We start from the raw sequence: 13,337 nt of genomic DNA, 5'->3' as shown, positions 1-13,337 counted from the left end.
TTCGTCGAAACGCGGGGGCGGGGCGCCTACCTTCGTCGAGATTCGTCGAAACCATCCTTCACCCGCCATTCACCGCCCGTTGTGCAGCCCTTCGTGGCGTTCGGACACCCTCGTATACAGGGGAACCGATCGAGCCAACCACGGAAGAGGACCACACCATGTCACAACGCCTGTCCACCCTGCTCGCCGGATCAGCCGCCGCGGCCGCTATCGGCCTCTCGATCCTGGCGCCCGCCGCCACGGCACAGCCCGCCGACACCGCCCCCGAGCGCGCCGAATCCGCCGACGCGCCGCTGGTCATCGGGCACCGCGGGGCGGCGGGCACCGCCCCGGAGAACACCGTCGCGGCGTTCAAGCACGGCCGCGCCTCCGGGGCCGACTTCTTCGAGATCGACGTCCAGCTCAGTGCCGACGGCGTGCCATTCCTCTTCCACGACGACACTCCCGCGCGCACCACCAACGTCGAGGACGTGTTCCCCGATCGCGCTGCCGACCCCATCACCTCGTTCACGTGGGCCGAGCTCCAGCAGCTCGATGCCGGATCCTATTTCGGCGGGAAGTTCGCCGGCGAGGGCATCCCCCACCTCGACGACGCCGCGCGCGTCGCCACGCCGGAGACCGGCGTCTACATCGAGATCAAGTCGCCCCGGAACTCGCCGGGCATCGAGGCGCAGGTCGCGGACCGCCTGGCGAACGACCCGGCGTGGTCGAGCCTGCTGGAGGCGGACAAGATCCAGGTCATCGGCTTCGACGAGGGTTCCAACCGCACGTTCGCACAGCTCGCGCCGGAGGTTCCGCTGCAGCAGCTCTCCAGCACCGTTCCCGGCCCGGCGACCATCGAGTCCTGGGCGACGTTCGTCGACTCCGTCGGCACCAACTACCGCACCCTGACGGAGCAGAACGTGGCCGACGTGAAGGACGCCGGACTCGTCATGGGCGTCTACACGGTGAACTCGCCGGAGGCCGTGGACACGGTGATCGGCCTCGGGGTCGAGGCCGTCACCGGGGACTTCCCCATCCAGACCATGCGCCACGTCGCGGGCCTCAAGCCGTTCCCGGCCGCACGCGGACTCGAGATCGTAGACTCCGTGAACAACCCGGCAGGCGACGACGTCCAGCCCGAATCGGGCGAGCACGTGGTGCTGCGCAACACCACCGGCCACACCGTGGACGCCAGCGGACTCCTGCTGCGCGACGCCGCCAACAACATCCTGCGCGTCGGCGGGGGCTACCTGCTCGCGCCGGGCGCGGAACTGCGCGTCTACACCGGCCCCGGCACCAACTCGGCCGAGGCGTACTACAACGGTGGAACCGCGTCCGTGCTGAACAACACCGGCGACTCCGTGGCCCTGTGGAGCGCGAACGGCCAGCTTTTGGACGTGTTCGCGAACTAGGGCGGCCGAGGCCGGTCAGCTGACCAGGCGGGCCCGGGCGTCGAGGATCGACCAGATGTTGCCGGCCAGTTCCGCGGCATTGACGCCCGGGACCCGCAGCGTCTCATCCCGGTGGATCAGCGCGACGTCGGCCGACTTCAGCGGCGTCCGCTTGGAGCACATGATGCCGCTGCTGAGTTGGCCGTAGCGGAGGGCGATGTAGACGGAGGAACCGCGACGCCGCCACGTTCGCCCCGACGATGAGCAAGATGCCCAGCTACTGGACCCCTGGCCGGTCCCTACGCCTGAGCCGCCGGTTCCGGCGTCGTCCTGCCCGCCAGCACCGGAGAGAACGCGAGGACCAGGATTCCGGCCAGCGGCACCACGAGCAGGCCGGTCGCCAGGCTGGTGGCATCGGCCACGGCCCCGACAATCGGCGGGGACAACAGGAAGCCCACCCGCATCAGCCAGCTCACCACGGTGAGGCCGGTGCCGGGCCTCAGGCCGGGGAGCTCGTCTGCCGCGTGCATCGCGGCGGGCACCAGGGTGGCGACGCCGAGGCCGGCCGCGGCGAAGCCGGCGATGGTCCCGGGGACGCTGGGGAAGAGCAGCGCGGTCCCCATTCCGACGGCGGTGATCGCCCCGCCGGCCTGGGCCACCGCGCGCTGCCCGAACCGGTCCACGAGACGGTCCCCCATGAGGCGGCCGATGAACTGCGCGCCGGTCAGGGCGACGAATCCGAGGGCCGCGATGGGCGCCGCGGCGCCGAGACCCGCGCTGAGGTAGATGGCCGACCACGAACTGCCGGCGTCTTCGACCAGCGCGCCCGAGGAGGCGATGAGCACCAGCGCGGCCAGTACCGCGTACTTGGCGAAGAGTCCGCGCCCTCCGGCCGGGGCGCGCGCGGGGGCGACGGCGTCGTGCGCGGGTTCGGGGGTCTCGGCCGGTTCCGCGCCGGGCAGGAGGAAGCGGTGGAAGGCGAGCACGACGGCGGCGAAGAGCGCCAGCGAGGTGGCCAGATGCGCCCCGCGCGGCACGTCGAGACCCACCGCCGCGGCGCCCATGAGCCCGCCGAGGACCGCGCCGATGCTCCAGACGGCGTGGAACGAGTTGAGGATCGAGCGTCGGTAGAGCCGCTGCACGCGCAGCCCGTGCGAGTTCTGTGCGACGTCGGTGATGGCGTCCATCGCTCCGGCGAGGAACAGGGCGCCGGCCAACAGCGCCCAGGACGGGGCAATCCCCGCGAGCAGGATGCCGGTGCCGGTGAGGAGGGTGCCGACGCCGGCGACCCGTGAGGAGCGGAAGCGCCGGATGAGCGCGCCCGAAGCGAGGCCGGCGAGCAGGGCGCCGAGCGGGAACGCGGCCACGGCCGCGCCGAACGCCGCGTTGCTCAGGCCCAGTGTGTTCAGGATCTCGGGGTAGCGGGGCACGAGGTTCGCGAACAGGGCGCCGTTGGTCAGGAAGAGCAGCGACACCGCCAGGCGGGCTCGGCCGTGGGCGCGGGCCTCGGCCGGGGCTCCGCGGTTCGGGGTCAGGGTTTCGGGGTTCACGGGGTGGTGGTCACTCTCTCGACGGCATGGCGGATCTCCGCGACGGGCAGGGGGTCCAGGGACAGGGTGCGGTGGATGGACAGCCCCTCGATGAGCGCGTCGACCATCACCGCGGTGGCCGGGTCGAAATGCCGTTCGAGCGCGTGGCGGCTCCGGGATAGTGGCGGCGTGTGCGCGCGGCGGCGGTCCCGATGTCGATGGTCGCACGGGTCCCGGCGGGATGTCCTGGCATGTGGACAAGCGTACGCATGCCGCATGGTGCGGCCGGTTCTGGTTCATCCGAAAAAACCTTTCCCAGACGTCCAATCCGATGCCGGGGCCTTCCGAACTGCCCTTGCCCGATCACCCAACAGAAGCGACGGAGGTTCGCAGATGCGGAACAACTTCTGGACGAAGACCCTGGCCGTTGCGACCGTCAGCGGAGCGGTCATGGGCGGTCAGGCCACGCGCGTCCAACGCCGCTCTGGCGTGGCGCCGGTTGCCGCCCTAGGGTTGACGGCAGCAGGCCGTAAGCGCCGCCGGAGGGAGGCAGGATGGCAGGCGAAAGCGCCGCACGCACGCCGCCGGACCTTTCCGAGGCCTTTCGCGAGGCGTTCGGGGGCTACCCCGCGGGCGTCGCCATCGTCACGGCCGCGGGCCCCGGCGGGCCGTTCGGCATGACCGTCTCTTCCGTGATCTCCGTATCCGCCGATCCCGAGGCGCTGGCGTTCTCCGTCGCGGCGAACAGCGTCTCCGGCGCGGCCGTGCTGGCCAGCGAGGGGATCGCGGTCCACTTGCTGACCGTCGCCAACCGGCGCCTCGCGGAACTGTTTTCCCGCCCCGGCTCGCGGCGCTTCGGAACGGACATGGACTGGTACACGGCGCCCACCGGCGAGCCCATCATCCGCGGGGTGGGAACGGTGTTGCGGTGCGCGATCATGAGCCGCACGCCGGTGGGTCCGGGCGTCCTCGCGGCGGCGCGCGTCCTGCAGGTGTCCGACGGCGGTTCGCCGGCCGTCCCGCTGGTCTACCGTCGCCGGACCTACTACGGGCTGGAGCAGCACGCCGCACTGCGCGGCCGGCGGGCGTAAATCGCCTCCCCGGTGGATCGGTCAGGACCGTTTGGATATGGATCGCCGGTAAGGGCGATTCGCGCCGTGGCCACTGGATAAGGTGGCCTCATGATCAACTCAGCTTCCCTCCACTCGGACATCTCCAGACTCGGCCGCGAAACGGACATGTTCCTGGCCACGATCGAGTCGCTGGCGGACGACGAACTTCCCCGGCCGTCGCTGTGCGGGAGCTGGAGCCGCGCCGACGTCATTGCGCACTTGGCCTCCAACGGTCGCGCCCTGGTCAAGCTCATTGATTGGGCCGTCACGGGCGAGGAGCAGCAGCCCTACGCGTCCCGGGAGGTCCGCGACGCGGAGATCGCGGAGATCGCCGCCCGCCCGCGGAAGGAACTGCTCGATGCTTTCCGGGAGTCCGCGGCGTACTTCTCCGAGCAGGCCCGGCGGCTGACGGGCGACCTTGCGGTCGAGGAGGTGCACCTGCACGGCAAGCGGATCCCCGTGCTCTCCATCGTGGCACTGCGCATCGCCGAGGTCGTCGTCCACCACAACGACTTGGACACCGCCTGGACCATAGAGGAGGCCGATCCCGACTCGGTGCTCGACGCCCTCGAGGCGGCGGTGCGCACCATGCGGGCCAAGGACGCCCCCGGAATGACCCTGGTGACGGAGGAGCGCGACGAGTGGGTGATCGGCGACGGCGCCCTGCGCGTGGAATCGGACCGGGAGGGCCTGCTCGAATGGCTGTCCCGTGGCCATGCCGGATATTTGGAAGCCGACGGCCCCCTGCCGACGCTGCCCCCCTGGTGACGCCGTACCCCTCAAGCGCGAAAACGCCCCCGCCGGTCTCATCGGCGGGGGCGTTTTCATGTGCCGCCTCTTGGGTTTGGCACGCGTTCCCGCCACTTGGGGGAAGGCGGGAACGAAAGATCCAAGCGGCTTGGGGGAAGCATTGGATCTGTTGGAACACTACCCGGGAGTAATCATTTTGTAAAACGCGGCATTGCCTGGCGTGTCGGCGTCGTTGAAGGGGGTCGGCCGGTCCAAACAGCGTGGGCCGGTCCAAACAACAGAGTGCCCCCGCCCTGCCTAGGGGTGGGGGCACTGGTTCTGCATCGGCATTGGCCTGGTCCGATGCTGGCGGGCCCGCCACTTGGGGGACGGCGGGGCCGCGTGATCCTGTTGGCCCTTGGGGGAGGCCGTTTGGATCTACCTAAGAGACTAGACCTTGAGTGACGAATCTTGTCAAGGTCTGTTGGGGTCCTGATGAAAATTGATCTCTGGCCGGGTGCGGATCGCTGTGCTGCTTGCGCTCGGAACGCGCCTCCACACTGTGGGATTCGACGGCGGCGAGGGATTGCCGATACGTGCCGACCCGAGCGCGTACGACGCCGGCGCGCACCGGCGTCGTACGCTGTGAGTCCACCTACCGAAGGAGCACCAGCATGCACGACGCCGGATCCCGCCTGATCTTTGGATGCATGGGCCTGGGCGGTGGTTGGGGCGCCGGCCCGCTCGAGGCCGCCGACGTTTCCGAGGCGCACCGCGCCGTCGACGCCGCGCTGGAGGCCGGGATCACCGTGTTCGACCACGCGGACATCTACCGCAACGGGAAGTCGGAGGAGGTGTTCGGCCGCGTCCTCGCCGAACGCCCCGAGCTCCGCGACCGGCTCCACCTGCAGACCAAGTGCGGCATCATCCTCGGGACGACCGAGACCCCGGGACGCTACGACGCCTCCGCCGCGACCATCGCCGCCCGGGTCGAGGACAGCCTGCGGCGCCTGGGCGCGGACCACGTGGACACGCTACTCATCCACCGGCCGGACCCGCTGGCCACCCCGGCCGAGATCGCTGGCGCCTACGCCGATCTCAAGGCCGCCGGCAAGGTGCGCCGGCTGGGCGTCTCCAACATGTCCGCCGAGCAGATGGCTGCGCTGCAGTCCGCCCTCGACGAGCCGCTGGCCGTCAACCAGTTGGAGATGAGCCTCCACCGGCTCGGCTGGCTGGAGGCCGGCGTCCTCGTCAACCACGCGGAGGGCGCCGACGTATCCTTCCCGCGGGGCGCGCTCGAATACTGCACCGCCAACGGCGTCGAACTCCAGGCCTGGGGCCCGCTGGCCCAGGGGCGCTACAGCGGCCGGCCGGCCGACGGCGCGGGGACGGAACCGGCGGACGCGGAGGCTTCCCGCATGGTCGCCGCCCTGGCGCGACGCTTGGATTGCGCGCCGGAGTCCGTCGTACTGGGCTGGCTGATGCGCCACCCCGCGAATATCCGGCCCGTCGTCGGGACGTCGAACCCCGGCCGCATCGCGGCCTGCGCCGACGCCGAACGCGTCGCCGAGGCCATGGCCTCCGACGACTGGTACGCCCTCTGGACGGCCGCGCGCGGACGCCCGCTGCCGTAGTCCCCTGCCCTATCAGGCCGGGTTCGCGGCCACCTCGATCTCCACCGGCGTCGGGTTGGCGAACAGGTCCAGCACCGGGCAGCGTTCGTCGACGGTCCGCCGCAGTTCGTCGTAGCTCTCCTGCGATTCCGGTCCGGTGATGACCACACGCAGGCGAACCGCGGAAAAGCCCGGCCGGACCGTTGCGTCGGCGCCGAACAGACCGCGCACGTCGAGGTCCCCCTCGGCGTCGATCGTGATGTCGTCTACCCGGATGCCGAGCTGATGGGCGTACAACCTGTAGACCACCACCTGTCAGGAGGCCAAGGCGCCGAGCGCGTATTCCACCGGGCTCGCCGCCGCGTTGTCGCCGGCCAGCCCGGCCGGCTCGTCGACGGTGAATTCGTGTCCTCCGGTCGTGATGCGGGTGGCCACCGAACCCTCGCCGGCCCCCCGTGCGCCATACGTCAGGCGGGCGTTCGCTGCGTCGGCGGCGATTTTGCCGGACCAGAAGGCTCCGGCGTCGTCGAGCCGCGCGGCGCGAACCTCGTTCAGATCCTGCAGGGAAGTCTGGGTCATGACCGATCCTTGGTGTCGTGGCGCATGCCAGGCACGTCGCCATACTTACGCCGCCCAAGCCGGGCCGGCGTCGAATCCTCACCTGGGGCACCCCGCTACAGCGGGAGGGTTGCCGTCCAACCGGCCAGGGCCCGTGGTTGGAACTCTTGATTCTCCGACGAGTCTGACGGGGGATGGCGGGTTGGTTCAAGGGTTTCGTCACGAACCGCAACTCGCCGAAACATGTCGACGCGGGCGGTTTCGGCGGCGGCCTTCGCCTAAACGGCCGTGCCGGAGCAGAATGGGAGCCGTCAGCCGGATCCGGCAATTGCCCAGAACCCATGCTGAACACGTTCGGCGGCTCTTAGCTTTGATCCACCGAGCCGCAGTGATTACTCGGCTGATTGCTTGAGTCCTTGAGCAACCTGACGTTGGGCGTTGTGGATGGTCCGGCCTCGCTGCCGTTGGTGTTCCACGTTGGTTTCCGGGTGGCGCCGCGGGGCGGCTGGTGGATGGTTTTCCTAGGCTGGTTGTGGTGGTGCGTGGACGGCGGCGAAGAGCTTCTCCCATGCTTGTTGCCAGGGCCATGCTTCGGGCAGGCGTAATCGGATTTTCCGGGCGCTGGCGGCGATTCGCGCCGGGACGTTGACCAGTTTGGTGCGGATGGTGGCGGTCCTGGCCTTGCCGAATTTCCCGACCGCGAGCATCCCTGCGGTGCGGGTGAGGTTGTAGGCCATGGCCGCGATGCCCAGCCACGCGCCGTTGGCGCCGAAGTGCCCGGAGGGAAGGTGGGCCAGGGCGCTGTTTTTCAGGTCGGCGTTGACCTGTTCGATGATGGCGTGTTTGCGGTGGACCTTGTCGGCGGCGACCGTGTCCAGGACGTCGTCGGCGACGGTGGTGAAGAACGCGTGGAACCGGTGCGCCTCGAACAACGTCCCCTGTCCCGGTCCGGCTTGCCGGTTCAGTTCCGGGATGCGGCGGACGACGAGCCGGCCGTTGACGTGGTCGCTTTTGCTGCGGGAGGAGAACGCCGTGAAGGGTGTTTCGGCGACTTCGGCGCGGGAGATCCACGTGCCGGCGGCCTCGTCGAAGACGGCGTCGGTGTATTCGATGCTCTTCCACGCGGAGTCCTCGATGCCGGCGATGGCCCGTTTCACCGCTGGGTCCATGCGCACGGTGACCGAGACATCTGCTCCGCCAGCCAGTGCGGCGGATAACGGTGCGTGGCCGTAGTAGGCCGAATCGAAGCGGCAGAGCACCGGCGGGCCGGCCTGGACGCGTTTGACGGTCGCCAACGCGTCGGCGATCAGGCGCTTGGCGCCGCGGGCGGAGTTCGCCGCGCCCTTGCGCAACCGTTGGGCCAGGATCACCGGGGCGGTGTCCTTCGTGGACGCGGTCGCCAGCAGGGAGTTCAGTCCGCGGATCCCGGAATATCCGTATCCGGAGCCCTGCTTCTGGTAGCCGTGGACCTCCACGATCGTGTCGTCGACATCGACGAACACGAAGTCGGATGCTCCGGGGTGTCCCAGCAACGGGGCCCGGTCGGCGAGGTTGGCCAGGAAGAGGGAAGCGACAGCGTCGATCTGGCGGACGTGTCCAAAGGTGAAGGATCGCAGGAACGATCCCAGGGTCGAGGGCGCATAGGCGGCGTTGAAAACACGGTTCATCCCGCCGTGGCGCAACAGGGACATGTCGTCGATCGAATCGGCGCCGGCAACCATCCCGGCCACCAGCGAAGCGACCTTCAACCCCGCGTTCGCTCCCTTGTCGGTGGGCACCGTGAGCCGCCGGTCCGCCAAATCGTGCAGCCCAGTGCCCCGGGCCAATTCCATGATGGGAACCAGCCCCGCGGCAGCGATGAGGTTGGGCTCGTCGAAGGAAACTGACACGGCGGCGGCACTGTGAGAAACTTGCATCTGCGAGATGCCCTTCTATTTCAGGATTGTTGTTCTATCGCAAGTCCAATTTTCCCTGAAATGCTGGGCATTTCGTCTTTAATTACGCGCGGCCCCGCCACAGCTCCTCAGTGGATCAAGGCTTAGGCCAGCGAGGATTCGGCCGAAAGGGAAAAGATCGTGCAGGGTGCGGAGCCGGAAGTGCGGGGAACCGCGCTCGCGCTCGCGGCCGTCTCGGGACGCCCCATCCGGCGAGCTGGCGGGACCCGGGACGGGAGCACTCGCGGGGTGCCCGCTGGTGGCGCGCCGCCGTCGTGCCGTGGCCTTTGTCCCGTTGCCACTGTGCCGTCTGGCGGAACGCCTCCGTGGCTCAGTGCGCTGGCGTCCCTAGGCTGGATGGGGAGGGGACCCCTGCGCTTGCGCAGGGCCGCCCCACCCAGGCCGCGGGTCCGCGAGGACCTCTGCGCGACGACGAGCAACAGGAGTGCGCCATGACCACAGTTCAGATTCCCGACTACACCACCGACGAGTTCTTCGGCCTCGAGGACAAGTGGCTCGAGACCGCTCCCGGCGAGGTCACCCACTACCACGAGCTCGGCGAGGGCACCCCGATCCTCTTCCTGCACGGTTCCGGCACCGGCGTCACCGCGGCCGCGAACTGGTGGCTGAACCTCCCGGAGATCTCCGAACTCGGCCGCTGCATCGCGATCGACTCGATCGGCTACGGCCAGTCAATCGTGGCGCCGGGCACCGAGTACGGCATCAAGGAATGGGTCCGCCACTCCGTGCGCGTGCTGGACGCGCTGGGCATCGACAAGACCTGGATCGTGGGCAACTCGATCGGCGGCTGGGTGGCGATGCAGTTCGCCATCGACTTCCCGGAGCGACTGCTGGGCATCGTCTCCATGGGCACCGGCGGGGCGAAGAAGACCGCGGCGCTGTCCGGCCACGCGAAGCCCGAGCTGTCCGAGGCCGGCATCCGCCGAACGCTGGAGCAGTTCGTCGTGGACAAGTCGCTCGTCACGGACGAGCTCGTCTCGCTGCGCTACCAGTCCGCGCTGAACGACACCGCCTCCGACCGACTCGTCGAGGTCGTCACGGCCCGCGACCGGGACCGCGACGCCCTCCCCCTGGACTTCGACGTGCTCTCCAAGTTGGAGATCCCGGTCCTGCTCATCCACGGCATGCAGGACGTCGTCATCCCGCCCTCGCGCACGTGGGAGCTGCTCAACGTGATCCCCACCGCGGACGCGCACATCTTCAGCCAGTGCGGCCACTGGTCCCAGGTGGAGCGTGCCGAGGAGTTCAACTCGGTCATCAAGGAGTACCTCGCGGCCCGGGGCGTCGGCGGCAAGTAGCGCATCCGGCAGGACCAGGAAACGGAAAAACGGTCCGGCTCCCTGTGGGGAGCCGGACCGTTTTGCGTGAGGGACTAGCCCAGGAGCTCGCGGGCGTCATCCGGAACCTGCACCGCTCCGTGGGCCGCCGGCTCGCCGGTGAATGCCATGGAACGCAGGATCGCGTCCAGCGTCGCCGGGGCGTTCTGCGTCAGGCAGGCTCCGGCGACGAACCGGTCCGGACGCAGGAACACCAGTGGAGTCGGGCGCTCGTCGAACCACTTTTTCATGCGGCCGGTGTGATCGCCGAGAACCAGCACGTCCTCGCCCATGTCCCGCTCCGCCCAGACCCGCTGCGTCTCGGGAAGGACGCAGACCAAGCGGGCGCCCAGGGCGCGGAGCTTCTCCAGCGACTCGGACGGGAGCACGTCCTTCGGGTTGTTGCCCCAGACGACGACGGACCACCAGTTGCCGATCGCGTCGTCGAGCAGGACGTTCGCGCCCGCCTTCGAATTCACGCGCGGCTGCGGGAACTGGACGCCAACCGGAGAGACCTTGTTGTTTGCCGTCAGCACCGGCACCAGCTTGCTGGTCAGCCTTGCCGCGGCGCGACCGGACGCCTGCGTGTTGGGATCCGCCAGGACCCCTTGTGTGTAGCGCGGCATCGGCTTGAACTTCATGTCGGAGAAGTAGCTCTTCACCGACGGGAAAAGATTCAGGACCGACGACGCCGCGTCGCGGCCGGCGGCCAGCACCGGGTTGGTGATCTTGATGAAGTTCCCGAATGTCAGGGACAGATCCACCATCGCCTGTGCGTGCTCCTTGCGCTCCGTGGTGAAGGTGTCCAGCAGCGCGTCGCCGGCCTGGCCCGACAGCACGGCGGCGAGCTTCCAACCGAGGTTGGTGGCGTCGCGCATGCCCGAGTTCCACCCCTGACCCATCCAAACCGGCATCAGGTGTGCGGCGTCGCCGGCGATCAACTGGCGGCCCTTCCGGAAGTTGCCGGCCACGCGTGCGTGGTGCGTGAACACGCGGCGGCGGATGAAGTCCAGCTTCGTCGGGTCCGGGACGTGCGCGCTGAGCAGGTTGTTGACGTAGGCCGGATCCGTGACCTGCTCTTCCGTCTCGCCGTCGTGCAGCATGAATTCCCAGCGCCGTACGGCGTGGGGCAGACCGATCGAGACGTAGGGGCGCTTCGGATCGGCGCCGAGAAACACGTTGGGCGTGCCGAGCGGATCGTTGTTGACGTCCACGACGAGCCAGCGGGTGGAGGGGGACTCGCCCTCGAAGGAGACTCCCATGCGCTTGCGCGTCGGTGACTTGCCGCCCTCGCAGCCCACCAGGTACTGGGCGGTGAAGTTCCGTTCCTCGAGTTCCCCGTCAGGCCCGGCGACCAGTGCGACGGCGGTGACTCCGTCGGCGGTTTCCCGCACGTCTTCGACGCGGTGGCCAAAGAGCACCTGAACGTGTTTGAAGCGCGCGAGGCCCTCGTAAAGCGCCTTGTCCGCCTCCGGCTGGATGAAGCCGTGCTTGCGGCCCCAGCCGAATTCGTCGGTCTGGGGGTTGTTGACGAGGATGACCTTTCCGGCGCCGTTGACCAGCCGCATGATGTGCTGCGGCGTGGTGTGCGGCTGGATGGTGTCCACGAGGCCGACGGTCTGGATGGTGCGGAAAGACTCGTCGTCCAGGCCGACACCGCGCGGATAATCGATCAGCTGGTCCATGGCCTCCAGCACGGTGACCTTGCGGCCGTACATGCCGAGGACGTTCGCCAGCATCAGGCCGGCTGGACCGGCTCCAACGATCAGTACTTCGCTGGCATCGGGGCTGGGCGTGGGGTTGTTCATGACAATCTCATCCTTCAGTGTATATAGCGCACAGTTCAAGCGATATGTGCAACAATTTGGGATCCATCTCATCAGCAGACTGTGACGCAGGTCAACAGTCGTGTTCTGTTGCGCGGAACGTTCGCACGCCGGAGAACCCCCACGGGGAATATTGGGCACCCGTCCCGTCCTTGTGGAAGCAGTGCGCCGAGGACTCCGGCGTATCGACCACGAAAATCCACGAGACTTTCTAGGACACCGCACATGCCTCACTTTGCTCCCCTCTGGAACTCCTTCAAGATCGGCCCCACAGAGGTGCCCAACAGGGTTGCCCTGGCGCCCATGACCCGCGTGAGCGCCACCGAGGACGGCTACGCCACGGACCGCATGGCGGCCTATTACTCGCGGTTCGCCGACGGGGGCTTCGGGTTGCTGATCACCGAGGGCATCTACACGGACACCGCCCACAGCCAGGGCTACCGCTTCCAGCCGGGCCTGGCGACGGCCGAACAGGCCGAAGCGTGGGCGCAGGTCGTCGACGCCGTCCATGCGCGCGGATCCCGCATGTTCGCCCAGCTGATGCACGCCGGCGCGCAATCCCAGGGCAACCGGTTCGTCCCGACGACGGTCGGCCCCTCCGCGATCGCCCCGAAGGGCGAGCAACTCGGCTTCTACCGCGGGGAGGGTCCCTACCGCCGCCCGGCCGAGATCACGAGGGAACAGATGTGCGAGGTCCGGGAAGGCTTCGTCGCCGCCGCGCTGAACGCCCGCGCCGCCGGATTCGACGGCGTGGAGATCCATGGCGCCAACGGGTACCTCCTGGACCAGTTCCTCACCGACTACCTCAATGAGCGTACGGACGAATACGGGGGAACGCCCGAGCACCGTGTGCGCTTCGCCGTCGAAATCAGCCGGGCCGTCCGCGAGGCAGTCGGCCCGTCCCTGAGCGTCGGCATCCGCATCTCTCAGGGGAAGGTTAGCGACCACGGACACAAGTGGTCCGGCGCCGCGGAGGCTGAGACCATCTTCACGGCCCTCGCCGCGACCGGGATCGACTACATCCACACCACGGAACGCCGGGCCGACGCCCCGGCCTTCGAGGGGGGCGGCGATTCGCTCGCGGCCCTGGCCAAGCGACATTCCGGGCTGACCATCATCGCCAACGGGAGCCTGGACGATCCCGCCTCCGCGTCGGCACTCGTCGAGTCTGGCGCGGCGGACGTGGTCGCCCTCGGGAAGGCAGCGCTGGCCACGCGAGACTGGCCGCGGCGGGCCCGCGGAAACGCCGGGTTCGACGAACTGGACGGCAGCGTGTTCTCGCCCGTGGCCGATGTCAAGGACTGGGAGCTGGTCGCCTCCGCCTGA

12 protein-coding genes and 1 riboswitch are annotated in these 13,337 nt (G+C 68.8%); of the genes, 6 read left to right on the top strand and 6 right to left on the bottom strand.

Features of this window, described 5'->3' with window-relative positions; genetic code table 11:
- Positions 1 to 158: 158 nt before the first annotated feature.
- Entirely contained in the window at positions 159 to 1,394 is a 1,236-nt protein-coding gene (locus AC0QSG_RS10935) for a glycerophosphodiester phosphodiesterase family protein (RefSeq protein ID WP_475375395.1), read from the top strand.
- A 15-nt stretch (positions 1,395 to 1,409) separates the two neighbouring features.
- On the opposite strand, the gene AC0QSG_RS10930 is transcribed toward AC0QSG_RS10935, so the two are convergent.
- Positions 1,410 to 1,556: a hypothetical protein gene (locus tag AC0QSG_RS10930; protein ID WP_475375394.1), complete on the bottom strand. Its 147-nt coding sequence runs from the start codon at positions 1,554 to 1,556 to the stop codon at positions 1,410 to 1,412.
- Positions 1,557 to 1,672: 116 nt separating this feature from the next.
- Positions 1,673 to 2,923 carry an MFS transporter gene (locus tag AC0QSG_RS10925; RefSeq protein WP_475375393.1) on the bottom strand — a complete coding sequence of 417 codons (1,251 nt, stop codon included), beginning with the start codon at positions 2,921 to 2,923 and terminating at the stop codon, positions 1,673 to 1,675.
- 533 nt (positions 2,924 to 3,456) lie between these two features.
- On the opposite strand from AC0QSG_RS10925, the gene AC0QSG_RS10920 reads away from it, so the two are divergent.
- The 3 genes from AC0QSG_RS10920 (at position 3,457) to AC0QSG_RS10910 (ending at position 6,377) form a co-directional block, all read left to right on the top strand.
- Positions 3,457 to 3,993, top strand: coding sequence for a flavin reductase family protein (locus AC0QSG_RS10920; RefSeq protein ID WP_475375392.1), 537 nt, complete (start codon positions 3,457 to 3,459; stop codon positions 3,991 to 3,993).
- Positions 3,994 to 4,083: 90 nt separating this feature from the next.
- Positions 4,084 to 4,782 carry a maleylpyruvate isomerase family mycothiol-dependent enzyme gene (locus AC0QSG_RS10915; RefSeq protein WP_475375391.1) on the top strand — a complete coding sequence of 233 codons (699 nt, stop codon included), beginning with the start codon at positions 4,084 to 4,086 and terminating at the stop codon, positions 4,780 to 4,782.
- Between the two features lie 635 nt (positions 4,783 to 5,417).
- Positions 5,418 to 6,377 (top strand): aldo/keto reductase, encoded by a 960-nt coding sequence (locus AC0QSG_RS10910; RefSeq protein WP_475375390.1) that lies wholly within the window; start codon positions 5,418 to 5,420, stop codon positions 6,375 to 6,377.
- Between the two features lie 12 nt (positions 6,378 to 6,389).
- Here AC0QSG_RS10910 and AC0QSG_RS10905 read toward each other — a convergent pair whose 3' ends face one another.
- From AC0QSG_RS10905 to AC0QSG_RS10895, 3 genes are all read right to left on the bottom strand, one after another.
- Positions 6,390 to 6,653, bottom strand: coding sequence for an OsmC family protein (locus AC0QSG_RS10905; protein WP_475375389.1), 264 nt, complete (start codon positions 6,651 to 6,653; stop codon positions 6,390 to 6,392).
- Between the two features lie 18 nt (positions 6,654 to 6,671).
- Entirely contained in the window at positions 6,672 to 6,935 is a 264-nt protein-coding gene (locus AC0QSG_RS10900; RefSeq protein WP_475375388.1) for an OsmC family protein, read from the bottom strand.
- A 36-nt stretch (positions 6,936 to 6,971) separates the two neighbouring features.
- A riboswitch (SAM riboswitch) is annotated at positions 6,972 to 7,087 on the bottom strand.
- Positions 7,088 to 7,435: 348 nt separating this feature from the next.
- Positions 7,436 to 8,830 carry an IS1380 family transposase gene (locus AC0QSG_RS10895; RefSeq protein ID WP_475375387.1) on the bottom strand — a complete coding sequence of 465 codons (1,395 nt, stop codon included), beginning with the start codon at positions 8,828 to 8,830 and terminating at the stop codon, positions 7,436 to 7,438.
- Positions 8,831 to 9,300: 470 nt separating this feature from the next.
- Between AC0QSG_RS10895 and AC0QSG_RS10890 the strand changes: the two genes are divergently transcribed.
- A complete protein-coding gene (locus AC0QSG_RS10890) occupies positions 9,301 to 10,167 on the top strand; it encodes an alpha/beta fold hydrolase (RefSeq protein ID WP_475375386.1) in 867 nt (288 codons plus the stop codon).
- Positions 10,168 to 10,241: 74 nt separating this feature from the next.
- Here AC0QSG_RS10890 and mhpA read toward each other — a convergent pair whose 3' ends face one another.
- Positions 10,242 to 11,993: a bifunctional 3-(3-hydroxy-phenyl)propionate/3-hydroxycinnamic acid hydroxylase MhpA gene (gene mhpA, locus AC0QSG_RS10885; RefSeq protein WP_475375385.1), complete on the bottom strand. Its 1,752-nt coding sequence runs from the start codon at positions 11,991 to 11,993 to the stop codon at positions 10,242 to 10,244.
- A gap of 243 nt (positions 11,994 to 12,236) precedes the next feature.
- Between mhpA and AC0QSG_RS10880 the strand changes: the two genes are divergently transcribed.
- A complete protein-coding gene (locus AC0QSG_RS10880) occupies positions 12,237 to 13,337 on the top strand; it encodes an oxidoreductase (protein WP_475375384.1) in 1,101 nt (366 codons plus the stop codon).

This window comes from Arthrobacter sp. LT660 (assembly GCF_056172845.1).
The sequence above is the reverse complement of the archived record's forward strand: the minus strand, read 5'-3'. Positions and strand labels throughout refer to the sequence as shown.